Origin of the sequence: Streptomyces kaniharaensis (assembly GCF_009569385.1) — a bacterium.
In the GTDB taxonomy this organism is placed as follows: Bacteria; Actinomycetota; Actinomycetes; order Streptomycetales; family Streptomycetaceae; genus Kitasatospora; species Kitasatospora kaniharaensis.
In genome coordinates, this window is sequence record NZ_WBOF01000001.1 from 466,359 (window position 1) to 492,776 (window position 26,418).

26 protein-coding genes are annotated in these 26,418 nt (G+C 73.0%); 13 read left to right on the forward strand and 13 right to left on the reverse strand.

What is annotated here, in order from left to right; all coding sequences use genetic code 11:
- Positions 1–75 precede the first annotated feature (75 nt).
- The gene (locus tag F7Q99_RS02030) at positions 76–1,026 is read left to right on the forward strand and encodes an ROK family protein (protein ID WP_153459799.1); all 951 of its coding nucleotides are present in this window, start codon (positions 76–78) and stop codon (positions 1,024–1,026) included.
- A 96-nt stretch (positions 1,027–1,122) separates the two neighbouring features.
- Here the strand turns inward: F7Q99_RS02030 and F7Q99_RS02035 are convergent, their stop codons facing one another.
- The 4 genes from F7Q99_RS02035 to F7Q99_RS02045 all read right to left on the reverse strand — a co-directional run bounded on the left by F7Q99_RS02035 (position 1,123) and on the right by F7Q99_RS02045 (position 3,698).
- A complete protein-coding gene (locus tag F7Q99_RS02035) occupies positions 1,123–1,518 on the reverse strand; it encodes a DUF2267 domain-containing protein (protein ID WP_153459800.1) in 396 nt (131 codons plus the stop codon).
- 293 nt (positions 1,519–1,811) lie between these two features.
- A complete protein-coding gene (locus tag F7Q99_RS02040; protein WP_195910974.1) occupies positions 1,812–2,372 on the reverse strand; it encodes an acyl-CoA thioesterase in 561 nt (186 codons plus the stop codon).
- The gene (locus F7Q99_RS40295; protein WP_195910975.1) at positions 2,369–2,644 is read right to left on the reverse strand and encodes a hypothetical protein; all 276 of its coding nucleotides are present in this window, start codon (positions 2,642–2,644) and stop codon (positions 2,369–2,371) included. The genes F7Q99_RS02040 and F7Q99_RS40295 overlap by 4 nt, the downstream gene beginning before the upstream one ends.
- Positions 2,645–3,194: 550 nt before the next feature.
- Positions 3,195–3,698, reverse strand: a complete 504-nt coding sequence (locus tag F7Q99_RS02045) for a flavoprotein (protein ID WP_326846159.1) — start codon at positions 3,696–3,698, stop codon at positions 3,195–3,197.
- Positions 3,699–3,836: 138 nt separating this feature from the next.
- On the opposite strand from F7Q99_RS02045, the gene F7Q99_RS02050 reads away from it, so the two are divergent.
- The gene (locus F7Q99_RS02050; protein WP_153459802.1) at positions 3,837–5,462 is read left to right on the forward strand and encodes an alpha/beta hydrolase; all 1,626 of its coding nucleotides are present in this window, start codon (positions 3,837–3,839) and stop codon (positions 5,460–5,462) included.
- 126 nt (positions 5,463–5,588) lie between these two features.
- Here F7Q99_RS02050 and F7Q99_RS02055 read toward each other — a convergent pair whose 3' ends face one another.
- Positions 5,589–6,071, reverse strand: a complete 483-nt coding sequence (locus tag F7Q99_RS02055; RefSeq protein ID WP_153459803.1) for a cysteine/serine endopeptidase inhibitor — start codon at positions 6,069–6,071, stop codon at positions 5,589–5,591.
- Positions 6,072–6,411: 340 nt separating this feature from the next.
- Here F7Q99_RS02055 and F7Q99_RS02060 point away from each other — a divergent pair, with 340 nt between their 5' ends.
- A complete protein-coding gene (locus F7Q99_RS02060; protein ID WP_326846160.1) occupies positions 6,412–7,089 on the forward strand; it encodes a 4'-phosphopantetheinyl transferase family protein in 678 nt (225 codons plus the stop codon).
- An 18-nt stretch (positions 7,090–7,107) separates the two neighbouring features.
- Positions 7,108–7,491 carry a barstar family protein gene (locus F7Q99_RS02065; RefSeq protein WP_326846161.1) on the forward strand — a complete coding sequence of 128 codons (384 nt, stop codon included), beginning with the start codon at positions 7,108–7,110 and terminating at the stop codon, positions 7,489–7,491.
- A 103-nt stretch (positions 7,492–7,594) separates the two neighbouring features.
- On the opposite strand, the gene F7Q99_RS02070 is transcribed toward F7Q99_RS02065, so the two are convergent.
- Positions 7,595–8,485, reverse strand: coding sequence for a polysaccharide deacetylase family protein (locus F7Q99_RS02070; protein WP_326846162.1), 891 nt, complete (start codon positions 8,483–8,485; stop codon positions 7,595–7,597).
- A 205-nt stretch (positions 8,486–8,690) separates the two neighbouring features.
- Here F7Q99_RS02070 and F7Q99_RS02075 point away from each other — a divergent pair, with 205 nt between their 5' ends.
- Together F7Q99_RS02075 and F7Q99_RS02080 are read left to right on the forward strand one after the other, a co-directional pair.
- Positions 8,691–10,385, forward strand: coding sequence for a CehA/McbA family metallohydrolase (locus tag F7Q99_RS02075; RefSeq protein ID WP_153459804.1), 1,695 nt, complete (start codon positions 8,691–8,693; stop codon positions 10,383–10,385).
- A 135-nt stretch (positions 10,386–10,520) separates the two neighbouring features.
- On the forward strand, positions 10,521–11,000 hold the full coding sequence (locus F7Q99_RS02080; RefSeq protein WP_153459805.1) for an ATP-binding protein: 480 nt from the start codon (positions 10,521–10,523) through the stop codon (positions 10,998–11,000).
- A gap of 68 nt (positions 11,001–11,068) precedes the next feature.
- Here F7Q99_RS02080 and F7Q99_RS02085 read toward each other — a convergent pair whose 3' ends face one another.
- Together F7Q99_RS02085 and F7Q99_RS02090 are read right to left on the reverse strand one after the other, a co-directional pair.
- Positions 11,069–12,205, reverse strand: a complete 1,137-nt coding sequence (locus F7Q99_RS02085) for an NADH:flavin oxidoreductase (RefSeq protein WP_153459806.1) — start codon at positions 12,203–12,205, stop codon at positions 11,069–11,071.
- 131 nt (positions 12,206–12,336) lie between these two features.
- A complete protein-coding gene (locus tag F7Q99_RS02090; RefSeq protein ID WP_153465705.1) occupies positions 12,337–12,795 on the reverse strand; it encodes a DinB family protein in 459 nt (152 codons plus the stop codon).
- A gap of 300 nt (positions 12,796–13,095) precedes the next feature.
- On the opposite strand from F7Q99_RS02090, the gene F7Q99_RS02095 reads away from it, so the two are divergent.
- Positions 13,096–13,908: a class I SAM-dependent methyltransferase gene (locus F7Q99_RS02095; RefSeq protein ID WP_153459807.1), complete on the forward strand. Its 813-nt coding sequence runs from the start codon at positions 13,096–13,098 to the stop codon at positions 13,906–13,908.
- A gap of 58 nt (positions 13,909–13,966) precedes the next feature.
- Here F7Q99_RS02095 and F7Q99_RS02100 read toward each other — a convergent pair whose 3' ends face one another.
- From F7Q99_RS02100 to F7Q99_RS02110, 3 genes are all read right to left on the reverse strand, one after another.
- Complete coding sequence (locus F7Q99_RS02100; protein WP_153459808.1) at positions 13,967–14,398, reverse strand: DUF5360 family protein; 432 nt, start codon at positions 14,396–14,398, stop codon at positions 13,967–13,969.
- A 39-nt stretch (positions 14,399–14,437) separates the two neighbouring features.
- Entirely contained in the window at positions 14,438–14,770 is a 333-nt protein-coding gene (locus F7Q99_RS02105; RefSeq protein WP_153459809.1) for a DMT family transporter, read from the reverse strand.
- Positions 14,771–14,889: 119 nt separating this feature from the next.
- Positions 14,890–15,435, reverse strand: a complete 546-nt coding sequence (locus F7Q99_RS02110; protein WP_326846163.1) for a TetR/AcrR family transcriptional regulator — start codon at positions 15,433–15,435, stop codon at positions 14,890–14,892.
- A gap of 626 nt (positions 15,436–16,061) precedes the next feature.
- On the opposite strand from F7Q99_RS02110, the gene F7Q99_RS02115 reads away from it, so the two are divergent.
- A complete protein-coding gene (locus tag F7Q99_RS02115) occupies positions 16,062–17,312 on the forward strand; it encodes an aminotransferase class I/II-fold pyridoxal phosphate-dependent enzyme (protein WP_153459811.1) in 1,251 nt (416 codons plus the stop codon).
- Entirely contained in the window at positions 17,309–17,833 is a 525-nt protein-coding gene (locus F7Q99_RS02120) for a hypothetical protein (RefSeq protein ID WP_153459812.1), read from the forward strand. The genes F7Q99_RS02115 and F7Q99_RS02120 overlap by 4 nt, the downstream gene beginning before the upstream one ends.
- A gap of 126 nt (positions 17,834–17,959) precedes the next feature.
- Here the strand turns inward: F7Q99_RS02120 and F7Q99_RS02125 are convergent, their stop codons facing one another.
- Positions 17,960–19,162 (reverse strand): IS110 family RNA-guided transposase, encoded by a 1,203-nt coding sequence (locus tag F7Q99_RS02125; RefSeq protein WP_153459813.1) that lies wholly within the window; start codon positions 19,160–19,162, stop codon positions 17,960–17,962.
- Between the two features lie 210 nt (positions 19,163–19,372).
- Between F7Q99_RS02125 and F7Q99_RS02130 the strand changes: the two genes are divergently transcribed.
- The 4 genes from F7Q99_RS02130 (at position 19,373) to F7Q99_RS02145 (ending at position 24,620) form a co-directional block, all read left to right on the forward strand.
- A complete protein-coding gene (locus tag F7Q99_RS02130) occupies positions 19,373–20,308 on the forward strand; it encodes a class I SAM-dependent methyltransferase (RefSeq protein ID WP_153459814.1) in 936 nt (311 codons plus the stop codon).
- Positions 20,305–22,851, forward strand: a complete 2,547-nt coding sequence (locus F7Q99_RS02135) for an MMPL family transporter (RefSeq protein ID WP_153459815.1) — start codon at positions 20,305–20,307, stop codon at positions 22,849–22,851. Before F7Q99_RS02130 ends, F7Q99_RS02135 begins: the two co-directional genes overlap by 4 nt.
- 7 nt (positions 22,852–22,858) lie before the next feature.
- The gene (locus F7Q99_RS02140) at positions 22,859–23,608 is read left to right on the forward strand and encodes a CPBP family intramembrane glutamic endopeptidase (protein ID WP_153459816.1); all 750 of its coding nucleotides are present in this window, start codon (positions 22,859–22,861) and stop codon (positions 23,606–23,608) included.
- Positions 23,609–23,678: 70 nt separating this feature from the next.
- Positions 23,679–24,620 carry a PfkB family carbohydrate kinase gene (locus F7Q99_RS02145; RefSeq protein ID WP_153459817.1) on the forward strand — a complete coding sequence of 314 codons (942 nt, stop codon included), beginning with the start codon at positions 23,679–23,681 and terminating at the stop codon, positions 24,618–24,620.
- Between the two features lie 95 nt (positions 24,621–24,715).
- On the opposite strand, the gene F7Q99_RS02150 is transcribed toward F7Q99_RS02145, so the two are convergent.
- Positions 24,716–26,254: a M1 family metallopeptidase gene (locus tag F7Q99_RS02150; protein ID WP_326847170.1), complete on the reverse strand. Its 1,539-nt coding sequence runs from the start codon at positions 26,252–26,254 to the stop codon at positions 24,716–24,718.
- Positions 26,255–26,418 lie beyond the last annotated feature (164 nt).

Genomic DNA, 26,418 nt, shown 5'->3' on the forward strand with positions numbered 1-26,418 from the left:
TCCCACTACGCTGATCGGCGCCCCACCACCCCGGCCGGGGCCGCTGCCGTCCGCCCCTGCCTGGAGCCGTCCGCGATGACCGTCACCACCGCGTCCGCCGCCGCCCCGCTGTTCGCCGCCGTCGACATAGGCGGAACGAAGATCGCCGGGGCGCTGGTCGACGAGCGCGGCGGGCTCCGGCACCGGCTGCAACTGCCCACCCCCGCCCAGGAGTCCGGCGAGGCCGTGATCGCCGTCGTCCGCCAGGTGCTGGACCGGCTGGCCGGTTCGCCCGACTGGGCCGCCGTGCGCGCCGTCGGGATCGGCAGCGCCGGCCCGGTGGACCTCGCCCGGGGCGCCGTGAGCCCGGTCAACATCCCCGGCTGGCGCGGCTTCCCGCTGGTCGCCGAGGTCGCCGCGCACACGGCGCTCGCCGCCCGCGGGCTGAAGGTGCACCTCGCCGGGGACGGTGTCGCGATGGCCGCCGCCGAGCACTGGCGGGGTGCCGCGCGGGGCGCCGACAACGCGCTGTGCCTGGTGGTGTCGACGGGCGTCGGCGCCGGCCTCGTCCTGGACGGCGCGGTTCGTCCCGGCCCGAGCGGCAACGCCGGGCACCTCGGCCACATCACCGTCGACCTGGACGGCGAGGCCTGCCCGTGCGGTTCGCGCGGCTGCCTGGAGGGCATCGCGAGCGGCACCGCGATCGCCCGCCGCGCCCTCGCCGAGGGCTGGCGCCCGTCCGGGGAGGACCGCTCGGCCCGCGCCGTCGCCGCCGACGCCGAGGCGGGCGACCCGATCGCCCTCACGTCCTTCGACCGCGCGGCGCAGGCCCTGGCCGCCGGCATCGCCGCCACCGCCGCACTGGTCGACCTCGATCGGGTGGTGATCGGCGGCGGTGTCGCGACCGCCGGCGACGTGCTGTTCGCCCCGCTCGCCCGCCACCTCGACGCGTACGCCGTGCTTCCGTACGTCCGCCGCCTCGACGTCCGCCGAGCCCAACTCGGCACCGACGCGGGCCTGATCGGCGCCGCCGCCCTCTGCCGCTGAACCCGGCTCCGATACCCGCTCCTCCGAACTGCACCGGGCCGGTCGAAACGACCGGCCCGGGAGCCCAGGTGTCCCGCGCCTCCGGCGGCGGCCCGCTCAGGCCGGCAGCGGGTGGCCGAACAGCAGGTCGTAGCCGTCCGGCAGCTGGTCGAGCACCCGGCCGATCAGCTCGTCCGGGGCCAGGTCGGCGAGCGTGCTCAGGACCGCCCCGATGTCCCACTGGGCGGTCGCCGGGGTGGCCCCGTCGATCCAGCCGACGACGGCCTCGACGAAGCGCTCGGCGGTCAGCGCCTCGCCGGTCGGCCGGGCGTCGCGCAGGAGCGAGGCATAGGTTTCGGGCAGGGACTCCGCCAGTTCGGCCCGCTCGCCCCCGACCAGATGCTCGCCGAGCAAGGCGAGCACCACGCGGGCGGCGTGGTCGGCCTCCGCGTCGCCGCGGTACTCCCCGCGCTCGACGACGCGGGCGAGGAAGTCCTCCCGGGAGATGGTCATCGCGTCCTCCTTCCGCTCGGCGGGAACCGGCGGGGTCCGCGGCGGGCTGCGGCGGGCTGCGGCGGGCTGCGGATTCGGGGGCCGTCGCAGCCGGTGACCGGCGCGGAACGTACCGGTGCCCGTGCTGCTCAGGGTACTGCGGACCGTCGGGTACGGCGGAGGGTTTCTCGCCGTACCCCGGATCATCCGTACCCCGGCTCGACCAGGCGGGCGGATCGACGCGGCTGCCGATCACGCCGCCGGCCCGCGCCGCCCGTCCGGCGCGGATCGACCGAGCGCGCGGCCGACCGGCGTCAGGCCGCCGAGGCGCGGCACCGCCTGCGGGAGCCCCGCACGGGCGAGGCCGTGCCCGAACGAGCCGGTACCCGCTGCGGCGGCACCGTGTGCGGCGCGCTCGGCGAAGCGTCGGCCCGGTCGGCCTCACCCCGCGCGGACTCCGGAATGAACCCCGTGAGAAAACGCCGTTCGTTCTCGCTGAGGGTGCGCGAGCGCCCGGATTCCCTGTCCCGGGCGACGACCACGGTGCGGGCCCGCATGAACACCTGCGGTTCCCGGCAGACATTCACGACGACGTGCGCGGAACTCCGCCCGAGCCGCTCCACGGACAGCCTGACCGTCAATGGCTCGGGCCGGTGGTGCAGCTGCTCCAGGTAATCGATCTCGTGCCGCGCGATGAGGAATCCGGACGGGAACAGCGATTCCCGGACGGCGGTCGCGTGGTGGCAGAACAGGTCGTAAATCCCCTCCTGGACGTATCCGACCAGCCGGGCGTTGTTGATGTGCCCGTTCTCGTCGACGTCGCTCCAGCGGGTGGGACAGGTCAGCACGTGCGCGCCCGGGTGCAGCGCGCTCACTGCTGCGTCAGCCCGGCGCCGACCGCGGCGGGGAGCAGCGCACGCCGCAACCTGGCGTAGTAGGCGGCGTGTTCGGCCGCCATCCGGGCCGCCGTCCAGCCCTCCTCCGCGGCCTCGGCGGCCGTCTGGACGACGATGCTGTCGAGCACCTCGTCGACCGAGCGGCAGAGTTCGGCGACGGCGGCCAGGCGGTCGGTGACGGCGGCGGTGGCCGCGTCGCGGGCCGGGAAGGCGGCCAGCGAGTCGACCGCGAGGCGCAGATCGCGGGCCACGTCGGGCCGACTATCGGAAAGGCAATTTCGCACGCGTTTCTCCCGAATGAGGTCACGGCCCGGCTCGGCCGTGTTCGAATACACCGGATTGCGCCGGGGGGAGGGAACGGTGGGACCACCCCCGGGCGGAAGGGACGCTATCCCAGCCCGGGCGGCCCGAGACTGGTTTGCGGACGGTGACGGGAAACTCACCTCGATCGGAGTAATTTGGCGGGTACAAAATATGCCGCATCATCCGAATGCCACGCCAGTGCGGGTGAATCTCGCCACCCTGCGCCACCCCGCACACCGCACTCGAGCCGCCGACCGCCGCCCCACCAGCACGCCTCGTCCCGGTGCGCGCCGGGCAGGGCGCGGGTGCCGTCCGGCGACGGAAGGTTTAGGACGGAGGCGCCGGGATGCACGGCCCGGCACGGTCGAGGGCAACGGTGAGTAGCGGCCACTGTCCGGCTCGTCGCGGTGCTCCTCACCTTCCGGCCGGCCGATGATCTTCACCTCTCGTTCGACGGCGGGGTCGGCGAGCGGGCCGGGGTGGAATGACCGACCGGGGTCAGCCCGATTCCCCCAGCAGGTCCAGCACCCGCGTCCAGCTGTACGCTCCCGGCACGAACTCCGCGATCCGCACCCCCATCGCACGCAGCCGCGCCAGGCTCTCCTCGTACGCCGGGTGCGCCGCCTGCGCCGTGCTCAGGCACGGCTGCACGGCGACCGGGATCCCCCAGCCGTACGACTCGCAGAGGATCCCGAGCGCGAGCGTGTCGGATATCCCTGCCGCCCACTTGTTGACGGTGTTGAACGTCGCCGGAGCCACCACGACGGCATCCGGGTCCGGCAGGGGCCGCGGGTCACCGGGCTTGCGCCAGGCCGAGCGGATCGGATACCCCGTCTGTTCGACGATCGCCTCCTCGTCGATGAACCCCATCGCGAGCGGGGTCGCCACCACCCCGACGTCCCATCCCCGGTCCTGGGCCGCCGCGATCAACTCCCCCACTCCGCCCGCGACTCCCGCCGCGCACACGACCACGTACAGAACCGGCTTCTTCTCCGCGCGCACGCCCGTGCTCCCTTCAGCCCTCAACCGGACCGAAGAACAGTAGCCGCGCCCCACGCCCCAACTCCGCACCCGTCAAGCCTTGGTAAAGTCCGGTCAGCTCACTAGTAGTGACATTGCACATATCACATGATGCTCCCCATGAGAAAAGTCATCGCCCTGCTCTCGGCCGCCGCGGCCGTCGCCGCCCTCGGTGGCGTGGCCTCCGCCGCCGAACCCGACACCGCCACGCTTGAGGACACCGGACAGGGCAAGCTCGTCTGGAGCTCCTGCAACGACACCGCCACGCCCGCACTGCAGTGCGCCATGCTCGACGTGCCGGCCGACTACGCGGACCCGCACGGCCGCAAGATCAAGATCAAGGTGAACCGGCTCCCCGCCACCGCTGCCAAGGACCAGCAGCAGGGCCCGATCCTCCTCAACCCCGGCGGCCCCGGCGACTCCGGGCTCTGGATGCCCGCCTACATCTCCGGGCAGCTCCCCAAGGACGTCGCCTCGACCTACGACTGGATCGGCTTCGACCCGCGCGGCACCAACGGCAGCGATCCCCATGTCGTCTGCGACGCCCACTACTTCGACGGCGAGCGGCCCGACTACCAGGTGAGCCGGGGCACTTCGAAGGAGTGGCTGAAGAAGGCGGCCGGGTACGCCGCCGACTGCGCCGCCGACTGGTCCTGGCTGCTGCCGCACATGACGACGGTCGACAACGCGCGCGACATGGACAGCATCCGGCGGGCGCTCGGCGTCCCGAAGATCAACTTCTACGGCGGATCCTGGGGCACCTCACTGGGCTCGACGTACGGCCAGCTCTTCCCCAGGCACGTCCGCCGGATGGTGCTGGACAGCATCGTCGGCCCGACCATCAGCTGGTACGACCACAACATCCTCCAGGACAAGGAACACCAGCGCCGCTTCGACGCCTTCGCCGCCTGGACCGCCAAGGCCGACGCGGTCTACCACCTCGGCACCGACGCCGCCGCCGTCAAGCAGGCGTACGACAAGGTCGAGGACGCCCTGCGGACCACCCCGGCCGACGCCGCCCCGGCCCCCGGAAAGATCGGCCCCGCCGAGTTCGAGGACACCTTCTACGGCGGCGGCTACAACTTCCTGCGCTGGCCGCGCATGGCCACCGTGCTCTCGGCCTACCTCACCCAGCACGACACCAGGCCGCTCGCCATCGCCTACAACAAGTACGCGGCGCCCGGCGCCGACGACGGCACCTTCCCGGCGTACAACGCCGCGCAGTGCACCGAGAACGCCTGGCCGCGCGACTGGGAGTTCTGGAAGAAGGACCAGGCCAAGGTCAACGCCACCGCACCCTTCTACACCTATAACAACATGTGGTACAACGCCGCCTGCATGTTCTGGCCCTACCAGGGCAACCCGGCCGGCCGCCTGAAGATCACCGGCAAGGGCCTCCCGCCGGTCCTCCTCTTCCAGGCCACCGAGGACGCCGCCACCCCGTACGAGGGCGGCCTCGCCATGCACGACGCACTCCCCGGCTCCAAGCTCGTCGTCCAGACCGGCGGCAGCTTCCACGAGATCCTCTTCCACGGCAACGCCTGCCTCGACGACACGTTCACCGCCTACCTGCGCGACGGCAGTCTCCCGCAGGGCAACGGCAGCATCGCCAGGACCTGCGCCCCCGAAGCCGACCCCACCGCCACCTACATCACTCCGCCCCCGACCCTGACCAGCAAGGCGGCCACCGCCCCGACTCCCCTGTCGCCCACCGACCCCGAAGCCGTCCACGGCGTCCTCCGGTAGCCGACGTGTGCGCCATCACCTCCCAGCAGGTGATGGCGTCGGCGCCCGGCCCAGCGGCCCGTACGCGCACGTCGGTTCACCGCCAAGCAGCCCGCCCCTGCGCACGGGCAGGGGCGGGCAGCACGCTCAGCCGAGCGTCGAACCGGTGACGGGCTCGGAGAGTGCGATCGTCTTGCCGCCGCTGCTCTTCACGAACTGCCAGGTCAGGCCGTTGATGACGCCCTGGCCCAGCGGAGCGAGCTTGGCGAACGCCGGCTGGCTGAGGTCGATGTGGGTGGAGTCGCAGGACGGGCACTGATCCTTGACGGGCACGGTGATGGTCTTGCCCTGGTAGGTCACCTTCACCGAAATTCCCTTGCAGACCGGGTCGTTGTTGGGGTTGGCGGCCGTCCACCAGGAGCGCGGGACGGCGACGAGCAGTTGGCTGGACGCGTCGATCCGGGTGCCGCAGGCGCCGTATCCGGCGTCCGTGTAGTAGGTGGCCTTGCCGGACATCGGCTTGTTGACCGGTATCGCGGCGCTCGCGCTGCCGGCGGTGAGGGCGATCAGGGCTGCGGCGGCGAGCGGCGCGCCGGCCAGGATCCTGAGGTTCTTCGTGACGGCTCGCATGGTTCCCTCCGGTTCGGTTGGGAGAGCGGAGCGAATGGCGGCAGGCGTGGGCATGACAACATAACTCGCCCAGAGCGCCGTCGAGTTCACTCCCGCCAGTGCAAGGAACCTAAGCACCCGACCATGATGGGTCTAGACCTCCATGGTGTTGCCATGAACACAAAGGAGGAACCTTTACTCATGCGCGCGAACACGCGAAGATACGTGACCGCCCCACCGCTCCCGGCCCTGACAGATCGTCACCGCCCCTCCAGCGCAGTACCGGTGACTCCCCCACCCCACACCCGGGTTAGGCTCGTCCGGCGCGGCGACGCCCGCGCGACCGACCGAGGGGGAACGTGTGATCGGGGACCTGCTGCCGGACGTCGTGGCGACGGAAGTGGCGTACGACGACCCGCCGGAGGCCCGCCTGGAGCCCGACGAGGAGGCGGTCATCGCGCGGGCTGCCGCCAAGTCCGGGGCGAAGGTCGTGGGCAAGCGCCGCCGCGAGTTCACCACCGCCCGCCACTGCGCCCGCGCCGCGCTCTCGCGCCTGGGCGTCGCCTACCGTCCGATCATCCCCGGCCACCTCGGCGCACCGAGCTGGCCGGACGGCGTGGTCGGCAGCCTCACCCACTGCGACGGCTTCCGCGCCGCCGCCGTCGCCCACTCCCGCGACCTCGTCTCGGTCGGCATCGACGCCGAGCCCGCGCTGCCGCTCCCGGACGACGTCCTGGACGTCATCGCCCTGCCCGGCGAGCAGCGGCGGATCGCCGGCCTCCTCGCCGCCGCCCCGCACATCCCCTGGGACCGCATCCTGTTCAGCGCCAAGGAGTCCGTCTACAAGGCGTGGTTCCCGCTCGCCGGCAAGTTCCTGGACTTCAGCGAGGCCGATCTCGTCCTCGCCTCCGACGGCACCTTCAGCGCCCGCCTCCTGGTCCCCGGCCCACGCGTCGGCGACCGCCGGATCGACGGTTTCGACGGCCGTTGGGCGGTCCGCGACGGCCTGCTCGCGACCGCCATCGCCGTGGCCCACTGACCGCACTATCCTCACCGTGTGACCGTGACGTATGTGATCGATGGCACCCGGGTCGGCACGCTGGAGGACTTCTGGGACGTCGTCGGCGAGTCGATCGGCTCCGACGGCTACTTCGGCCGGAACCTCGACGCCTTCGCGGACTGTCTGCGCGGTGGTTACGGCACGCCCGAGGACGGCGACTACGCGATCGAGTGGCGGGACCACGAGGTGTCCCGGCGCAATCTCGGCCACCCGGAGACGGTCCGCCAGCTGGAGCAGCGCCTCGCCCGCTGCCACCCCACCAACCGCGAGCACGTCGCCGCCGACCTCGCCGCCGCCCGGGCCGGACGCGGCCCGACGGTCTTCGACTGGCTGGTCCGGATCATCGAGGAGGAGCTCCCCGGCGGCCTCCGGCTCCGCTGATCCCCCGTCTCCGGTCCCCCTCCCTGATCCCCCGTCTCGGAGCGCGCCCCGGAGCACGCCTCGGAGCGCGCCTCCGGGGCCAGCCGAGCACTGGCGTGAGGGCTCAGAACACGTCCGACAGCCGGACGAACCGCCGCCCGGCCGCCAGCAACCCGGGTATCGCCGCCGCGAAGCCGGGGGCGGTACCGCCGCCCGGGTGGTTCAGGTGGGCGATGACGATCGATCCCGGCGCGGCCGCCGCGACCTCCTGCCGTACCTGGGAGGCGCTGAGCGTGGCGCCGCCGTCGCCGTTGACGGTGAAGCCGGCGACGCGTTCCCCCAGGTCGGCGACCACCCGGGTGGCGACGTCGTCGTAGTGGGCGGTACCGGAGCGGAAGAAGCGGGGCGGGTGCCCGAGCAACCCGGTGAGCTTCTCGGCGTTGCCCGCGACCTCGTCGTACACCTCTCCGACGTCGCGGGTGCCGGCGATGCCGTAGGCGGAGCGGCCGGTGACCGAGAGCGGACGGTGGGCGGTGCCGTGGTTGCCGATCTCGAAGAGCGGCTCGGCGACGAGACCGTCGAACGCGGCCGGGTTGGCGTCGATCCAGCGGGCGTTGAGGAAGAGCGTGGCGGGGACGCCGTGCGCGCGCAGGAAGTCGATGAGGTCGGCGTCGTACCCGCTTCCGCCGGGGCCGCCGCAGGCGTCGAAGGTGAGCGCCGTGGCCCCCTCGCCGCCGGGCAGCTCGGTGATCACCCCGGCCGTCTCCAGACCCCACTCCGTCGGGTCCACCCCGCCGTACCGGGCGACCACGTCCGCCCTGGTCGGTATCCGGGGCGCGGCGGACACCGACGGTGGCGCCACCGCGGTCGCCGTCGCCGTCGGAGATCCGGACACGGCAGCCGTACCCGAGGCCACCTGCCCCGCAGCCTCCTCACCACCCCGCACCGCCGACCGGCACCCCGCCAGTGCGCTCCCGGCCACCGCCACCAGCAGGGCCCGCCGACTGAGCGACACGCCGACCTCCACACTATTCCGACAATCCGACCATCTGTTTCTATGAACAGACCGATCGTCACTCGCCGCAACCCGCCCCCAGTCGCCGCCCGCCCCGCCGCCCTTCACCGACCCGCCCCGCCCCCGTGGGCCCCGGCTCACCCCGGGTTCACCCCCGCGGGTAGGCACGCGGGCGACCCCACCCCGTCCGAACCCGGAGGCCCCGATGCCCGCCACCCCGGAGAGCGACGACCCCACCGCCGCCGACCGCCCCCTCCTCGACCGCCGCGACCTGCTCCGCACCGGTCTCGCCACCGGCGCCGCCACCGTCCTCGGACTGTCGGCCGCCGCCACCCCGGCGGCAGCCGACTCACCCGACCGCGACAGCACCCTCACCCTCACCGGCCATCTGCCCACCGGCGCACCCGACTTCGTCCACCTGCCCGTCGAAGTCCCGGACGGCGTACGGGAGATCGCCGTCTCCTACACCTACGACAGGCCCCCGGTCCCGGCCGGCACCCCGGGCAACTCCTGCGACATCGGCATCTTCGACGAGCGCGGCACCGACCTCGGAGGCCCAGGCTTCCGCGGCTGGTCCGGCGGCTTCCGCACCGAGTTCCGCATCGCCCGCGACTCCGCGACCCCGGGCTACCTGCCCGGCCCGGTCAACCCGGGCACCTGGCACATCGTTCTCGGCCCGTACCAGATCGCGCCGCAGGGCCTCGACTACCGCGTCCAGGTGACCCTCCGATTCGGCGCTCCCGGGCCGGAGTTCACCCCGAGCTACCCGCCCGAGCGGGCCCGCGGCCGGGGCCGCGCCTGGTACCGGGGCGACTGCCACCTGCACACCGTGCACTCCGACGGCCGACGGCTGCCCGAGGAGGTGGCGGCCGGTGCCCGCGCCGCCGGCCTGGACTTCATCGTGTCCACCGACCACAACACCAGCTCCTCGCACGCGGTGTGGGGCCCGCTGGCCGGCCCGGACCTCCTCGTCGTCCCCGGCGAGGAGATCACCACCCGCAACGGCCACTGGCTGGCGCTCGGCCTGCGGCCGGGCGAGTTCGTCGACTGGCGCTACCGCTCCCGCGACGAGGCCTTCCCGCGCTTCGCCCGCCAGGTGCACCGCTCCGGCGGCCTGGTGGTGCCCGCGCACCCGTACTGCCCCTACGTCGCCTGCCAGTGGAAGTTCGGGTACGAGCAGGCGGACGCGGTGGAGGTCTGGAACGGGCCCTGGACGTACGACGACGAGTCGGCCGTGGACACCTGGGACGCGCAGCTCGCGGTCGCCGTCCGGGACGGCCGGTCCTGGCTGCCCGCCATGGGCAACAGCGACGCGCACAGCGTCCCGCAGGTGATCGGATCCCCGCACAACGTGGTCCTGGCCGACGAGCTCACCCGGGACGCGGTCCTCGACGGGATGCGCGCCGGGCGCAGCTGGCTCGCCGAATCCGCCGCCGTTCAGCTGGAGTTCACCGTCACGGGGCACGGCCGCCGGGCCGGCATCGGCGAGGAGCTGTCCGTCCCGGCGGACGCCCCGGTGGACGTCCGGCTCACCGTGTCCGGCGTGCCCGGCGGTACGGTCCGCTTCCTCACCGACGAGGGCCAGATGCACCAGGAGACGCTGCCCGCCGGCGGCTCGGGCACGGTCGCCTGGCGGACGACGGCCTCGCTCGCCGCGTACGTCCGGGCCGAGGTCCGCCACCCGAAGGCCGACGGGACGCCCGGCAGGGGCAACGCGATGGGCGAGGACCTGCCCTGGGGCCCGATGGCGGCACTGACCAACCCGATCGTCCTCCGCACCGAGGACCGCACCGAGGACCGCACCGTGGCCGGTGGCCAGGACCGAGCCGGGGACCGCACCGGGAGAGCCGGCAACCCCGGGACCAGGGAGGGGACGACTCGGGGCACCCATGTGGACTAGGTTGATCCCCGAAAGCATCAGTCGTTGGGACGAGGCGGTCGGCTGTCCGCATCCAGGTCCGACCGCCCCTTTCGCGCTCCGACCGCCTCGCCCCGGCTACCCGACCGTCCCCGGCCCGCGAAGGGATCAGCTGCTGTGAACCGTACGACCGTAGGTGGGCCGGAGCTCGGGGGCGGCCGGGGCGCCGGCGGCGTCGTCGTCCTCGTCGACCCCGCCAGGGCCGGGCGGAGCCCCGTCGCGGCGCTGCTCGCCACCGAGCTGCACCCGAGCGTCCACCTGCGGACCGACGACTTCCTGCGGGTCATCCGCCGCGGCCAGCTGCCGCCCCACCTCCCCGAGGCCGAGCGCCAGAACACCACCGCCCTGGCCGCCGCCGCCCAGGCCGCCTTCGCCTACGCCACGGGCGGCTACCAGGTCGTCGTCGAGTGCCCCGCCGTCCCCGCCCTCGACACCTTCCGCCGCGAGAGCCGCACCACCGGCGCCGCCCTCCACTACGTCGTCCTCGACCCGGCTCCCGGCCGCCACACCGTCGACCCCACCACCCTCACCCCCGAGACCACCACCAAGGCCGTCCTCGCGGCCCTCGCCACCGGCACCCACCTCCTCGGCTGGTAGCGGCACCCTCCGTCAACGACGAAGGCCCCGACCGCACACGGTCGGGGCGTCCACGTCACGGGGCGGAACTAGCTCAGCGTCTTCAGCGCCGCCGCGTCGTACGGCTTCAGCTCGTCGAGGCGGCCGGCCAGGACCTTGGCCGCCCACTCCGGGTCCTGGAGCAGGGCGCGGCCGACGGCGACGAGGTCGAACTCGTCGCGCTCCAGACGGTCGAGCAGGTTGTCGATGCCCTGGACCGGGGCGCCCTCGCCCATGAAACCGCGGATGAAGTCGCCGTCGAGGCCGACCGAGCCGACGGTGATGGTGGGCCTGCCGGTGAGCTTCCTGGTCCAGCCGGCCAGGTTCAGGTCCGAGCCGTCGAACTCCGGCAGCCAGTAGCGGCGGGTGGAGGCGTGGAACGCGTCGACGCCGGCCTCGGCGAGCGGGGTCAGGATCGCCGCGAGCTCCTCGGGGGTCTCGGCGAGCCGCGCGTCGTAGGCCTCCGACTTCCACTGCGAGTAGCGGAAGATCACGGGGAAGTCGGGCGACACGGCCGCGCGGACCGCGGCCACGATCTCGGCCGCGAACTTCGCCCGGGCCACCGGGTCGCCGCCGTAGCCGTCGGTGCGCCGGTTCGTCCGCTCCCACAGGAACTGGTCGAGGAGGTAGCCGTGAGCACCGTGCAGTTCGACGCCGTCGAAGCCGATGCGCTCGGCCGCGGCGGCGGCCTCGGCGAAGGCGCCGATCACGTCGTCCAGGTCCGTGCGGCTCATCGCCCGGCCGGTGCCCTCGGTGCCGTCGAGGCGGATGCCGGAGGGGCCGACCGCGGGGGCGTCGGCGTAGGGCGGCTCGCCCTGCTTGCGCACCATGCCGATGTGCCACAGCTGCGGCACGATCGTGCCGCCCGCCGCGTGCACGGCCTCGGCGACCCCGGCCCACCCCGCCAGCTGCTCCTCGCCGTGGAAGCGCGGCACCCGGTCGCTCTGCCCGGCCGACGCGTGGCCGACGTACGTCCCCTCGGTGACGATCAGGCCCACGCCCGCGGCGGCGCGACGGGCGTAGTAGGACCGCACGTCCTCGCCGGGGACGCCGCCCGGGGAGAACATGCGCGTCATCGGCGCCATCACGATGCGGTTGGGGACGGTCAGGCCGTTCAGCTCGACGGGCCGGGACAGGATCTCGGCCGCGCGGGAGGCAGCGGACTCAGCGGACGCGGTGACGGTCATGGATCTTCCTCGTGGGTGCCGGAGGTGTGCGCATGGACAGGTACGGCTGCCCGTGCCAACCGCTCCGACGGCCCCGGCATTTCACCCACTGCACGAACCGCCCTGTGATCCCGACCACTACGCCCCGGCCACTACGCCCCGACCGTGCCGTCGATCGCCTCGCGGAGGAAGTCGGCGTGGCCGTTGTGGCGGGCGTAGTCGTGGATGAGGTGGAGCATCACCAGGCGCAGCGAGACCTCGGCCTGCCAGCGCGACTGGTAGCCCGTCACGTCCAGGGACTCGGCCTCGCGCTCGATCCGGCGGGAGTGCTCCACCTCGGCCTGCCAGGCGGCGAAGGCTTCGGCGCGGGTGGCTCCGGCGGGGTCGTAGGCGGCCTGGTAGTCGCCCTCCTCCGACCAGACGAGCGGGATGTCCTCACCGTTGATGACGCGCCGGAACCAGGTGCGCTCGACCTCGGCCATGTGGCGCACCAGTCCGAGCAGGGTCAGGGTGGACGGCGGGCTGGAGCGCTGCCGCAGCTGCTCGTCGGTCAGGCCCTCGCACTTCATGGCGAGGGTCGCCCGGTGGAAGTCCAGGAAGGTGCGCAGCATCTCGCGTTCGCCGCCGGTCAGCGGCGGCTTGGGGCGGTCGTCGGTGTTCACGCCTCCACGTCTCCTTCTCTCGCACTCCCGCGCGGTTCAGGAACCGGGTGCGGCGTCCCCCGCAACGCGACTCCACATGATCACCGCGGACTGTAGTGGATCGCCGTCCCACCCGCACCGCATTTTCCCCGTGCCACTCGGTAATCGCCCGACTCCCGTGCGTTCGCATCCGGGCCGGTTGGGGTACGTACAGCGGCGCGGCCGCCAAGCGGCGCGCCCGACGGACCTCCGATCAAGGCAGGACGACCCATGAACCAGAGCCGGATCCCGCCCTCCGTACACCGCATGTACGGCGCGGACGATCTCTCCCAGGCCGCCACCTTCGCCGGCGGCTTCATCAACTTCGGCTACTGGCACGGGATCGACCTCGCCGCACCGACGCCGGAGGACCGGGTGCACAGCCAGGAGCAGTTGTACCGGCTGGTGTTGCGGGCGTTCCCGGAGCCGCACGAGCAGCTGCGGCTGGCGGAGGTCGGCTGCGGGCGCGGGCTGGGCTCGGCGCTGGCGCTGCGGGAGTTCCGGTTCGCGGCGGTGACGGGCGCGGACATCCACCCCGACCAGATCGAGCGCGCCCGCGCGGTGAACGCCCGGGCGCTCGCGACGTACCCGGACCGGCTCTCCTACACCCTCGGCGCTGCCGACGAACTCCCCTTCCCGGACGGCTCGTTGGACGGTGTCTACTCGGTGGAGGCGGCGCAGCACTTCCGTGAGCTGACGAGCTTCGCGCACGAGGCGGCCCGGGTGCTGCGGCCCGGCGGGCGGCTGGTGGTGACCACCTTCTTCACCGCCGACGGCCCGGACGTGGCCGAGCGGCTGAGCATCCTGCTCGGCAGCTTCGCCGACGGTCTGGACGTCGCCCACCCGCTCGACGGCTTCACCGCCGACCTCGCGGAGGCCGGGTTCACCAGCATCACGACCGAGTCGATCGGCGCGGACGTCTGGCCGGGACTGGACCGGTACCTGGCGGACATCGTCCCGCCCGGGCACTGGACCCGGCACTTCCGCACGGCCTGGCGGGACGGCCTCCTCGACTACCACGTGGTCACCGCCGACCGGGCCTGAAACCGTCCCCCACCTGCGGCCCGCCCCGCCGCCGGCGTCGATCGCCGGTGGCGGCGGGCTAACGCCCCTCCGCGGCCATCCGCCGTGCGAGGTGCACCATGCCGGGGATCGGGAAGAGCAGCAGGAACAGGTTCGGCAGCCACCAGCTCACCGAGAAGTCCCCGCGCAGCGCCCAGAACGCCACCGCCTGCAGCCCGGCCGTGCTGGTCAGCGCGAGCGACACCAGCATCAGCGGCCGGGCGCCGGCCGCCGTGCCGCGACGGCCGAGCCGCAGCGCGGTGAGCCCGGTGGCGCTGGCCAGCACGTCCAGCAGGACGAACGAGTAGTTCCAGTCGCGGAGTACCGGATCGTCGTAGTCCTTGTACGCGTACTCGGCCGGGACGAGGGCCAGCAGCGTGGCCGCCCAGTAGACCAGGAAGCCGATGTCGGTGACGACCATCGACGTCTTGGTGAATCGCAGGACCCGGCTCCGGGCGGGCACGGCGCGCATGCTGTCTCCTCCGACCTCCCCCGACGCGACGTCATTGCGTCACTCGTGACTCATTCCCCCGCCGAGGTACATCACCGCCACGCCGGCCACGACGAGCACCGCCCCGGCCACCGAGGCGGGCTTGACCGGTTCGCCGAACGCGACCACCCCGCCGACGAGGGCGCCGACCGTGCCCAGCCCGGACCAGACCGCGTACACCGGGCCCACGTTCAGCGACTTGAGTGCCTGCGCGAGCAGCACGAACGCGGCGATGTAGCCGACCGCGACCACCACGCCGGGCCCCAGCCGGGTGAGGCCGTGCGATGCGCGCAGCGCCAGGGTGGCCGTCACCTCGGCGCAGATCGCCGCTCCCACGAGAAGGTATGCCGTCATGCCGTCCGTCCCCGTCGTCGTGACTCGGCCGGACAGGGTGGTCCTGCCCGGGTCGACCGGCCGGGCCGACCACCGTGGTCGGCCGGCTTCCGTACTGGGCGAGCTCAGCGTGCTGTGGCTCAGGCCTTCGCGAACTCGGCTCCGCGCTGCGTGAGTTCGACGAGCAGTGCGCGGAGCCGTCGGTGCAGGTCGTCGCGCGGCGGGGAGAGGTCGAGCAGCCTGGACGTCCACCAGCCGTCGACCGCCATCCGGACGAGGGTGGCGACGGCCGGGTCCAGCCCGTTGTCGGTCAGGCGCTTCTGCCAGCCGTCGTAGCGGACCCGCAGCACGTCCAGCACCTCGGGTCCGCCGGCGGCCGCGAGCAGCGCGACCGGCACCTGGTCGGCGCCGCCGGTGTCCCCGGTGGGCGACTCCGCGGGGATGCTGGCGTCCAGCCAGGCGAGCGCGAACGCGCCGGGCGGCGCTTCCGGGCCCGGCAGGACGGCCTCGAACCGGTCCGCCAGGCGCTCGACGACGCCCTGGACCAGCGCCCGCTTGCTGGGGAAGTGGTGCAGCAGCCCGCCCTTGCTCACGCCGGCCTCGACGGCGACGGCGTCCAGGCGCACCGCGTCGACACCCCCTCGCACCAGAAGCCGCTCGACGGCGTCGAGCAGTTGATCACGCACCGCTGGTCCCTCTCTCCCCGTTACAAACCGTCCAGACGGTCGGGCGCAGCCTAGCAGACTTCCGACTACCTGTCAGAAACCCCAACACGCAACGCAGGAATGGTTGTTGACAGCCTCCATCGCGCATGCTTTCGTTTCCTCGGCCAGGCCGCGGAGAAACGGCGGAAGCTCCACCGGTCAACGGCCTCAGGTTTGCTGTGCACGATGATCGAAAATGCGACCCGGGGAATTCCCGGGCCAGGGCGACCGCTCTTCGACATCAACGGGGGATCGTTCCGAGACATGCGCATCCGACGCTGTCCGCGCGGGTCGGCTAGGGTCGCCACGGCTTCACACGCCCTGCCTCACACGACTGACGAGCAGCCAAGCAGTGCTCCCATGCTGGACGTTGACGCCCCACACGTCCCACGTCGAGCCTCTGCCGAGTTCCAGCACCGCCGGGTGCGCGAGGCCCGGGTACGGCGCAACGACGCGCTCGCACCCGGGCCGGACGGCTCCCCCCCTGCCCGGTCCGCTTTCACCACGCCCGTCCAGGGTCGAGTGTCCATGTCATTTCGTGTTCGGCGCGCCCCGTAATACCGGCGCCCGAGCCCGCCAGGACACCTCCCATTGAATTCGAGGGAAATATGGTGGACATATTCTCGAAAGTTTCCGGTTACACCGCGGCCCGGGATGCGATGGCCGCCGGGATCTACCCGTATTTCCTGCCGCTGACCGGTAACGAGGGAACCACGGTCACCCTCGGTGACCGCGAGCTGGTCATGTGCGGGTCGAACAACTACCTCGGCCTCACCGCCGACCCCCGTGTCAAGAAGGCCGCCGCCCAGGCCGTGGAGCAGTTCGGCACCTCCTGCACCGGCTCCCGGTTCCTCAACGGCAACCTGGCCCTGCACGACCGGCTGGAGGCCGAGCTCGCCGACTTCTACGGCAAGCCCGCCGCCGCCGTCATCTCCACCGGCTACCAGGCCAACCTCGGCACCATCAGCGCCCTGGCCGGCCGCGGCGACGTCGTCTTCGCCGACCGCGACGCCCACGCCTCCGTCGTCGACGGGTGCCGCCTCAGCGGCGCCAAGCTGAGACGCTTCCGGCACAACGACGCCACGGCGCTGGACCGCGCGATGGCCACAGTCCCCGACGGCACCGGCAAGCTGGTCGTCGTCGACGGCGTGTACTCCATGGAGGGTGACCTCTGCGCCCTGCCGGAGCTCGTCGAGGTCTGCGAGCGGCGCGGCGCGCGCCTGATCGTGGACGACGCCCACGGCCTCGGCGTGCTCGACCAGGGGCGCGGCACCTGCTCCTACTTCGGCCTCACCGACCGGGTCGACCTCATCACCGTCACCTTCAGCAAGTCGCTCGCCTCGCTCGGCGGCGCGGTGGTCGGCGACGACGACGTCATCCACTACCTCAAGCACCACGCCCGGAGCCTGATCTTCAGCGCCTCCGCCACGCCGGCCAGCGCCGCCTCCGCACTGGCCGCCCTGCGCATCCTGCGCGAGGAGCCGTGGCGGGCCGAACGCGCCCAGCAGAACGCCGAGTACATGCGTGCCGGCCTCGCCCAACGGGGCATCAGTCCCGGCGAGAGCGCCACCCCGGTCATCCCGCTGCGCACCCGCGGCACCGTCGAGACCCTCCTGCTGTGGCGGGAACTCGTCGACGCGGGCGTCTACACCAATCCGGTGCTGCCGCCCGCCGCCTCTCCGCGACTGCGGCTCAGCTTCATGGCGACCCACACGACCGAGCACCTCGACCGGGTGCTGGACGCGCTCGGCTCGCGGGCCGAACACTTCCTCGCCGACGACGAGCCGGACGCCAACGACGGGTACGCGGTGGAAGCACTCGCCGAACTCGCCGACGCCGGCGTCTTCGCCCGGCCATGACCAGCACCGGCGAAGCGGCGGCGGCCGCGCCCACCGCGATGCGCACCGCCGCCCTCCCCGCCGTCGCGGCCCTGGCCGGCGGCTCGGCCGGCGTCGTCCTCGGCGCGGGCCTGACCCCCGGCACCGGCCGCACGCCCGACCTGCCGTGGTGCGCGGCCGCCCTCACCGGCGCGGCGCTCGCCCTGCTGGCCGTCCTGCTCCACCGGCGCGCGCAGCGGCACCGGCCCGGCTGGGCCCCGGCCGCCGGGCTGCTGCTGACCGGCGGCGCACTGCCCGCCGCCGCCACCTCCGACAGCCCGTGGTGCGCGGGCCTGGCGGCCTCGGCGGCGGTCTTCACCGTCGCCGCCACCGCACCACGGGCGGCGGTCGTCGCGGGGGCCGCCGCCGCCCTGGCCGCCGGCGCCTGCCTCGCAGCGGCCGCCCCGTCCGCGACGGCGGCCGCCCTCGGCACCCTCGCCGGGATCGGCGGGCTGCTGCTCGTCGCCGACCTGCCCGGAGTCGCCGCCCGCACACCCGAGTAGCCCCACCGCACCGACCCCGGACCCGCCCGCCACGAGGAACGGAGCCACCGCCGTGCCCGGAGCCGCCACCGCGCCACCGCGACCGCACCCCGACCGACCCGACCCCAAGGAGTTTCAATGACCGAGTCAAGCCGCCTGCGCGACCGGCTGTGCGGGGGTGAACTCCCGTCCGTCGCGCAACAGCGCCCACAGGACGTTCACCCGGCGCCGGGCAAGGGCGATGAGAGCCTGGACGTGGCCGCAGCCCTCGGCACGCTTCTTGAGGTAGAAGTCCCGGTTCGGGCCGTCCTTGATCATGCTGGTCTGCGCGGACATGTAAAACACCCTGCGCAGGCGACGGCTGTAACGCTTGGGCCGGTGCAGGTTGCCGGTGCGTCGGCCCGAGTCGCGGGGCACCGGAACCAGGCCGGCCGCGGAGGCCAGCCGGCCGGCATCCGCGTAGGCCGACAGGTCGCCCGCAGCGACGACGAACTCGGCGCCCAGGATCGGGCCGATGCCCGGCATCGACTCGATGATGTGCGCCTGCGGGTGGGCATGGAAGGTCTCCTTGATCTGCTTGTCGAGGCCACCGATCCGCTCGTCCAGCGCGAGGAGTTGGGAGGCCAGGTCTGCGACGATCGAGGCCGCGATGCTCTCACCGGGCAGCACAGTGTGCTGGGCCCCGGCCGCCTCCAGCGCGGTGGCGGCGACCTTGTCGGCCGAGCGGACACCACGCTTGCGCAGCCAAGACTCCAGACGGGCGCGGCCCACCCGGCGTATCCCGGCCGGGGTCTGCCGGTAGGTCAGCAGGGTCAGCGCGCCCTTGCTGCCGGACCAGTCGAAGGCCCGCTCCAGGGCCGGGAAGATCCCGGTCAGCACGTCACGGAGCCGGTTGACCATGCGGACCCGGTCGGCGACCAGGTCAGTGCGGTGCGCGACCAGCAGCGCCAGATCGGCCACCAGCTGGGCGGGGACGTCCACGGCCGCGAAGTCCCTGCGCAGGCGCGAGGTCTCCGCGATCACGAACGCGTCGCGGGCATCCGTCTTCGCCTCGCCTCGGTAGGCGCCGGACATCCGGTTGACGGTGCGGCCGGGAACGTAGACCGGCTTCTGCCCGTGCGACGCGAGCAGGGCCAGCAGCAGCGCGGACGCGGTGCCGGACAGGTCGATCGCCCAGTCCACCGCACCCGCCATGGCCAGCGCTTCGGCGACCGCTTCCAGGATCGCGGCCTCGTCGTTGTCAATCTTCTTCGACCAGACCTGGAACCCCGACTCGTCGACCGCCGCCGCCCAGTGGTGGCCCTTGCCCGCGTCGATCCCCACCCAGATCCGAGCCCGCCGCTCTGTCATCCCACGCTCCCCACGCCGAAACCAGCACTCTCCTTGGCCCGAGGAACACCCCGCCGTCAGCTCCGTAAACAGCGACCAGGACGCAGATCTCAATCAGCGGTCAGGGCGCCCCGGAGAGCCGGACGGCCACTCCTTGGGAGCCACCAGAGGCAAGCCACCATCAGCCACATCCGGCCCTCCCGGGCCGCCTAACAACTTACGGAGCCAGCCATGAGCCGCCTCGGACTCGCCGCCCGCGCCCTGCGTCTGACCCTGAGCCGGACCCACGCCGACACCACACCCGACTACGACGCCGCGAGTCCCAGCTACGACACCTACTTCAGCCCGGTGATGGGCGTCCACTCGATCGCCGCCCTGCGCGAGGTCACCATCACCCCGGGCGACGACGTCCTCGAACTCGCCTGCGGGACCGGGCACCTGACCCACGAGATCATCCGCAGGCTGGAGGGACGCGGCTCGGTCCACGCGGTGGACAAGTCCCCCGGCATGCTCTCGGTCGCCCAGGCCAAGGTCATGCCGGAGGCGCTGCGCTCGCCCGGCCTCGACGTGTCCCTGCAGGAGGGGGACATGGAGGAGTTCCTGCGCACCCGGCCGAGCGACAGCGCGGACCTCGTCGTGGTCGGCTGGGCGATCTGCTACAGCAAGCCGGTCAAGCTGCTGGAGCAGATCCGGCGCGTACTGCGCCCCGGCGGCCGGGTCATGGTGATCGAAACCCGCGGCGACGCCCTGAAGACGCTGATCGAGCAGTTGGAGAAGGTGTTCACCGCCGACCCGTCGCTGCTGACCGGCATGATCCGGGTCAACCTGCCGAAGGACGCGGCCACCGTGGCGCGCTGGTTCACCAGGGCCGGCCTCACCGTGGACGTCCACCGCGACGGCCACCAGGTGCTGCCCGCCGACACCCCGGACGCGGCCCTGGAGTGGGTCCAGCGCTCGGGCGCGGCGGCCGGCTTCAAGGACGCCGTCGACCAGAGCCGCGAGGAGCACGCCCTGGAGCTGATCCGCGCCGGCCTCGCCGAGCACGTCGCCCGGCACGGCGCCCTGGAGCTGCGCCACACCTTCGTCGTGGTCACCGGGACCAACCCGGGCACCACCACCGCAACCGGGCCGGGCGGCCGCCACCGCGAGGGAGCCCGGATCGCATGACCACCACCACGCCCGCACCAGCGGCGGAGACCACCCACGGCGCGGTGCAGCACCGCCTGCTGCGCCTCGCCGGGGCGCTCACCGCCCGCCCGAAGACCGTGCTCGCCGTCTGGGCGCTGGTCATCGCCGTGTGCTTCCCGTTCGCGTCACAGCTCGGCGACGTCCTCACCAAGCAGGGGGCGTCGAAGGTCGTGCCGGGCACCGGCAGCGCCCGCGCGGACCAGCTGGTCGAGCGGTCCTTCCCGCACCGCTCGCAGCGCGAGTCCTTCGTCGCGATCGGCGCGCCGGACGTCCGCGGCAACCAACTGCGCACGATGTTGGCCGAGTTGGACGACCGGATCGCCGAACGGGTGCGCACCGGCGAGGTACGGCAGTCCGCCTCCGCGTACACGGTGTACCGGGACGCGACGACCGAGTACCTGGAGCGCCTGCGCGCCGAGGTCGACCAGCAGCTCGCCGCCGCACGGACGCCCGCGACGCCGCAGACCCGCCGGCAGGCGGTGGACGCTGCCGTCGCCGCCGGCCGGATCCCGCCCGCGCTGGCCGAACCGGCCCGCCAGGCGGTGGCCTCCGACGAGAGCCGACTCCCCGACCTGGCAGCCACGTTCACCAGGTCCGCGGACTGGCACTCCTTCCCCGTGCCGGTGCCCGCCGACGCCGTGGACCGGCTGCTCGCCAAGGACGGCAGGGCCGCCCTGGTCTCGGTGAGCTTCGCCGGGGGCGCCGGGCACGACCCCGACGTGGACTGGCTGCGCTCCGCGATCGCCGCCTCCCGGCAGGCGGCCGGGGCCGGCCCGGACGTCGAGGCGCACGTCACCGGCGAGTTGGCGCTGATCAAGGACACCTACAAGAAGGCCGAGGACGACAACGCGCTGATGGAGACGGTCGCCTACGCGATCATCTTCGTCGTCCTGCTGCTGTTCTTCCGGGCCGTGGTGCCGGCCCTGCTCACGGTGGCGGCGATCGGCCTCGCGACGACCGTCAGCCAGGCCGCGCTCTTCGCCCTCGGACACGGAGTGACGCTCACCCAGTTCACCATCACCATCATGAACTTCGTGATGCTGGGCGCGGGCGTCGACTACAGCATGCTGCTGTCCTCCCGCTACCGGCAGGAACGGCTGGCCGGGCGTCCGCCCAAGGAGGCCGCGGTGCACGCCACCGCGCACGCCGGCGAGTCGATGCTGCTCGCGGCGGTGGCCGTGGTGCTCGCCTTCGGCGCCACCCTCTTCTCCCCGGTGGACTGGATCCCGCCGCTCGGCTACGGCGGTCTGATCGGCATCCCGATCGTGCTGCTCGCCGCGCTCACCCTCACCCCGGCCCTGCTGGTACTGCTCGGCGACCGCTTCTTCTGGCTCGGCCGCGACCCGCTGGCCGACCTGGAGCACGGCAGCGCCCTCGGCCGCCACCTGCGCCGGGCCGCCGACCTCGCCCGCCGCCGCAAGGTCGCCGTCGTGCTGCTGTTCGCGGCGATCACCGTTCCGTTCGCGGTGATCACCGCCCAGCACCGCTCGACCGCCGACCCGGTGGCGCTCAGCCCGGCCACCGACTCCCGGACGGGCTTCGAGCTGCTGGCGCGGGAGTGGGGCGACGCCGCCGTGCTGCCCACGCTCGTGGTGGGCCGGCCCAACCCCGGCGTGGTGGACGCCCGGCACCGGCTGACCGACAGCGGGCGGCAGGCGGTGACGGCGCTCACCGACCGCCTGGCCGCCGTGCCCGGCGTGGCCCGGGTGTCCGCGGTGACCAGGCCGTTCGGCACCCCGGTGACCGCCGCCGAACTCGACGCGCTCGGCCCGGACGTCCGCCGTGACTACCTGTCCGACGACGGCGCCCTGCGGATCGTCGTCGAACTCGCCGACAAGCCCTACACCGAGGCCGCGGTGAGCACCGTCGACCGGATCCAGGACGTCACGGCCGGGGCCGGGGACGTCGGCCCGCTCTCCGTCGGCGGCGCCACCCAGGTCGACCGCCAGTACGGCGACGCGCTCGACTCCAGCTTCTGGCAGATGATCGGGCTCGTCTCGGTCGGCGTCTTCGTGATGCTGGTGTTCGCGCTGCGCTCGCTGCTGATCCCGGTCCGGCTGATCCTCACGATCATGATGAGCAACGTGTGGGCGATCGGCCTCACCGTGCTGATCTTCCACGTCTGGCTGGACCGGGCGATCATCGACGACCTGCCGATCTTCCTCACCGTGCTGATGATGGGTCTGGGCATGGACTACGAGATCTTCCTGGTCACCCGCGTCCGCGACCTGGTCCGCGGCGGCGCCGACCAGGAGAGCGCCACCGTCGGGGCGGTGGTCGACACCGGCCGGGTGATCAACGCCGCCGGCCTGGTCATGGCGGGCAGCCTCGGCACCATGGCGCTCTCCTCGACGATCATGCTCCAGGAGTACGGCGCCGGCCTCGGCCTCGCCGTCCTGCTGGACGCCACGCTCGTCCGGATGCTGTTCGTCCCGGCGACGCTGCTGCTGTTCCGCCGCTACAACTGGTGGCTGCCCGGCCTGCGCACCGCTCCCGCCCCGGCGCTCGCGAAGGCGGGGTGAGCCGGCCATGACCGCGGACCGCCCGGTGGTGGCGCCTGCCGCCCCCGCGCCCGCCACCACCGGGCGGGCTCGCACCCTGCACCGCCTGCGCCGGCACCACCGCGGCGCACCGCTGTCCTCCGCCGCCCGGGTGTTCGCCGTGCTCGCCGCGGTCCGCATCGCCGGGGCGGTGTCCCTGCCGCTGATGGTGATCTCGGTCGGCCTGAGCGCCGCCGTGGTCGCCGTCCTGGACCGGGCCGACTGGGCGGCGGCCGGCCTGCGCCGGTTCCGCCTCCTCCCGGCCCTCGCCGGGACGGGTTTGGTGGTGCTCGCGTACGCCGACACCGTGTTCGCCAGCCGGGCCGCCTTCGGCCGGGGCCACGACAACTGGACCTCCCTCGTCCCCGAACTGTTCCGGCAGATGGCGCCCGGGCAGCCGGTGGTCGCGGGGATCGCCATGGTGCTCTGCATGGGCGTCCTCGTGCCGCTGGTCGAGGAGGTCTGCTACCGCGGCGTGCTCTACCGGGCCGTCGAGCGCGGACGCGGCACGCTCGCGGCGATCACCGCCACCTCGGCCGGCTGGGCCCTGGTCCACCTCGGGGACTACGGGCTCAACCCGCTCAACGGGTGGGTGATCTGCGGGGTGCTGCCGTCCGTCTTCGCGATGGGCGTCGCCCTCGGCGTCTGCCGCGCCTGGACGGGCTCCGCGCTCGCGAGCGCGCTCGCCCAGGGCGCCGCCAACCTGCTCCTGCTGGCCTGGGTCCTCTGGGCCCGCTGACCGCTCACGCCCGCCTCCCCGGCGCGAGCCCCGCACGACCACCGTCCCTCCCAGGAGAGGCAGGCCTCCCATGAGAATCGCGGTCACCGGCCCGATCGTCATCGACAACCTGATGACCTTCCCCGGGCGCTTCACCAGCCAGCTGCTGCCGGCCCAACTCCAGCACCTCTCCCTGTCGTTCCTGGTCGACGACCTGGAGGTGCGCTACGGCGGCGTGGCCGCCAACGTCGCGTACGGCCTCGGCCGGCTCGGCCGCAGACCGCTGCTGCTCGGCGCGGCCGGGCGGGACTTCGGCGACTACCGCGCCCGCCTGGAGGAGGTCGGCGTGGACACCTCCCGGGTCCGGATCTCGCCCGGACTGGCCACCGCCCGCTACACCCGCACCACCGACGCCGACGACAACCGCATCGTCTCCTACCACCCGGGCGCCCAGGCCGAGGACGACACCCCCGGCCCCGAGGGCTGGCCCGAGGACGTCGGGCTGGTCTTCCTCGGCCCCGCCGAGCCCGAGGTGCTGGCCGCCCGGGCCGCCGAGTGCCGCCGGCGCGGCCTGCCGTACCTGGTCGACGTGGCCGGCCGCACCCGGGAGCTCGGCCGCGCGGGCGCGGAGGCCGTGCTGGCCGGCGCCACCCACCTCGTCACCAACCGCCGCGAGCGCGCAGCCCTGCTGGAGCACACCGGCTGGACCGCGGCGGACGTGCTGGCCCGGGTCGGCGCGTGGATCACCACGCTCGGCCGGGAGGGCGTCTGGATCGACTACGCCACCCGGCCCTCGATCGCCGTCCCGGCCGCGCCGATCTCCCGGCTCCCTGACGGCGCCGGCGGCGGCGGGGCGTTCCGGGCCGGTTTCCTCGCCGCGAAGGCCGACGGTCGGGACGACGAGGAGGCGGCCCGGGTCGGCTGCGTGCTGGCCGCCTACGCCCTGGAGTCGGCGGGCAGCCAGGACTACCTGTTCACCCCGGCGGCCTTCGAGGCCCGCCTCGCCGACGTGTACACGACCCTGCACGCCTGAGCAGCAACTCCTGAACTCCCGTACGGCACACGGCCCGGCGCGCCCGCCCGCCTCGACGGCAGGGGGCACACCGGGCCACGCCCGTCACCCGGAGGTCAGTGGGCCTCGTCGTGCACGGAGTTGGTCTCCTGGATCTTCTTCCAGGACTTCGGCTCCACCACGGCCTGCGGCTCGTCGGACCGCCCCGCGCCCGAACTCGCCGCCGGCGAGGCCGCCGATCCCGCGTCGACGGCGGCCACCGGCCCGGTCGCCGGCTTCGAGGGCGTGAACAGCCAGGTGGTGAAGAGGTCCCCGAGCGGCTTCCCGGAGATCTTCTCCGCGTACGCCTGGAAGTCGGGGATGGTGGCGTTGCCGTAGCGGCGCTCGGCGGGCCAGCCCTTCAGGATCCGGAGGAACGCGTCGTCCCCGACGGCGTTGCGCAGCGCCTGGATGGCCACCGCGCCCCGGTCGTAGACGGCGGTGTCGAACTGGTTCTCCGCGCCCGGGTCGCCCGGCTTGACGGTCCAGAACTTGTCGTCGGCCGGGTGCGAGGCGTAGACGTAGTCGGCGAGTTCCTGGGCCGTGCCCTCGTTCTCGTGCTCGGACCAGAGGAACTGCGCGTACCGGGCGAAGCCCTCGTTCAGCCAGATGTCGCTCCAGCGGGAGAGCGAGACGCTGTCGCCGTACCACTGGTGGGCCAGCTCGTGCACGACCACCGAGGTGTTGGCGCCGCGCGCGAACTGCCGGGGGCCGTAGAACACCCGGGTCTGGGTCTCCAGCGCGAACCCGGCCTTGACGTTGGGCACGTAGCCGCCGACCGAGCTGAACGGGTACTCGCCGAAATAGCCGCTCAGCCAGTCGACCAGCTCACCGGTGCGCTCGACGCTGGCCCGGGCGGAGTCGGCGTTCTCGCCGAGGTCCTTGCTGTACGCGTTGTAGACGGGCAGCCCGCTCGGCGTGGTGTCCGTGGTGACGTCGAACTTGCCGACCGCCAGAGTGGCCAGATACGTCGCCTGCGGCTTGTTCTCCCGCCAGCTGAAGCGCGTCCAGCCGGCCTCGGAGCGCTTGCCGACGAGGAGGCCGTTGCTGATCACCTCGTTGCCGTCGGGCACCTGGACGGAGATGTCGTAGGTGGCCTTGTCGCTGGGGTGGTCGTTGCTGGGGAACCACCACCACGCCGACTCGGGCTCGCCGGCCGCCACCGCGCCGTCCGGCGTGCGCTGCCAGGCGGTGAAGCCGTACTTCTTCACCGTGGACGGCACGCCCTTGTACCGGACGACCACGGTGGCCTGGCTGCCCTTGGCGAGCGGCCGGGCGGGCGTGACCTCCAGCTCCTGCTCACCGCTGGTGGCGAACTTCGCCACCCGCCCGTTCACCCGGACCTCCTGGACGTTCAGCGCGAAGTCGAGGTTGAACCGTGAGAGGTCCTGGGTTGCGGTGGCGAGGATGGTGGTGGTGCCCTCCAGCTCGTCGGTGGCGGGCTGGTACTTCAGCCGGATGTCGTAGTGGGAGACGTGGTAACCGCCGTTGCCGTAGGTCGGGTAGTAGGTGTCACCGACCCCGGCCGCGCCGGGTTGGAAGTCGGCGGCCGAGGCGGGCACGGTCAGGAACAGCGTGATGGCACTGGCGGCAGAGACGATCAGCCTCTTGCGCACGTGGTCCTCCAGGGTCACGGGGACGAAGGGTCGGATCGATCCTTGTCCCGGTGGCCCCTGCTCCACTCCCCGATTGTGAGATGTTCATGAAAAGAAACAGGCCGAAATCATGCGATCGGCCGCGGCCGGCTCTCAGCCGTGCCGCAGCAGGGCGAACCGGCTGC

Bases quoted from the DNA above. Each gene is read 5' to 3' on its own strand.
- F7Q99_RS02030 (WP_153459799.1), top strand. From the start codon at position 76: ATGACCGTCACCACCGCGTCCGCCGCCGCCCCGCTGTTCGCCGCCGTC.
- F7Q99_RS02035 (WP_153459800.1), bottom strand. From the start codon at position 1,518: ATGACCATCTCCCGGGAGGACTTCCTCGCCCGCGTCGTCGAGCGCGGG.
- F7Q99_RS02050 (WP_153459802.1), top strand. From the start codon at position 3,837: ATGAGAAAAGTCATCGCCCTGCTCTCGGCCGCCGCGGCCGTCGCCGCC.
- F7Q99_RS02055 (WP_153459803.1), bottom strand. From the start codon at position 6,071: ATGCGAGCCGTCACGAAGAACCTCAGGATCCTGGCCGGCGCGCCGCTC.
- F7Q99_RS02075 (WP_153459804.1), top strand. From the start codon at position 8,691: ATGCCCGCCACCCCGGAGAGCGACGACCCCACCGCCGCCGACCGCCCC.
- F7Q99_RS02085 (WP_153459806.1), bottom strand. From the start codon at position 12,205: ATGACCGTCACCGCGTCCGCTGAGTCCGCTGCCTCCCGCGCGGCCGAG.
- F7Q99_RS02090 (WP_153465705.1), bottom strand. From the start codon at position 12,795: ATGCTGCGCACCTTCCTGGACTTCCACCGGGCGACCCTCGCCATGAAG.
- F7Q99_RS02095 (WP_153459807.1), top strand. From the start codon at position 13,096: ATGAACCAGAGCCGGATCCCGCCCTCCGTACACCGCATGTACGGCGCG.
- F7Q99_RS02100 (WP_153459808.1), bottom strand. From the start codon at position 14,398: ATGCGCGCCGTGCCCGCCCGGAGCCGGGTCCTGCGATTCACCAAGACG.
- F7Q99_RS02105 (WP_153459809.1), bottom strand. From the start codon at position 14,770: ATGACGGCATACCTTCTCGTGGGAGCGGCGATCTGCGCCGAGGTGACG.
- F7Q99_RS02115 (WP_153459811.1), top strand. From the start codon at position 16,062: ATGGTGGACATATTCTCGAAAGTTTCCGGTTACACCGCGGCCCGGGAT.
- F7Q99_RS02120 (WP_153459812.1), top strand. From the start codon at position 17,309: ATGACCAGCACCGGCGAAGCGGCGGCGGCCGCGCCCACCGCGATGCGC.
- F7Q99_RS02125 (WP_153459813.1), bottom strand. From the start codon at position 19,162: ATGACAGAGCGGCGGGCTCGGATCTGGGTGGGGATCGACGCGGGCAAG.
- F7Q99_RS02130 (WP_153459814.1), top strand. From the start codon at position 19,373: ATGAGCCGCCTCGGACTCGCCGCCCGCGCCCTGCGTCTGACCCTGAGC.
- F7Q99_RS02135 (WP_153459815.1), top strand. From the start codon at position 20,305: ATGACCACCACCACGCCCGCACCAGCGGCGGAGACCACCCACGGCGCG.
- F7Q99_RS02140 (WP_153459816.1), top strand. From the start codon at position 22,859: ATGACCGCGGACCGCCCGGTGGTGGCGCCTGCCGCCCCCGCGCCCGCC.
- F7Q99_RS02145 (WP_153459817.1), top strand. From the start codon at position 23,679: ATGAGAATCGCGGTCACCGGCCCGATCGTCATCGACAACCTGATGACC.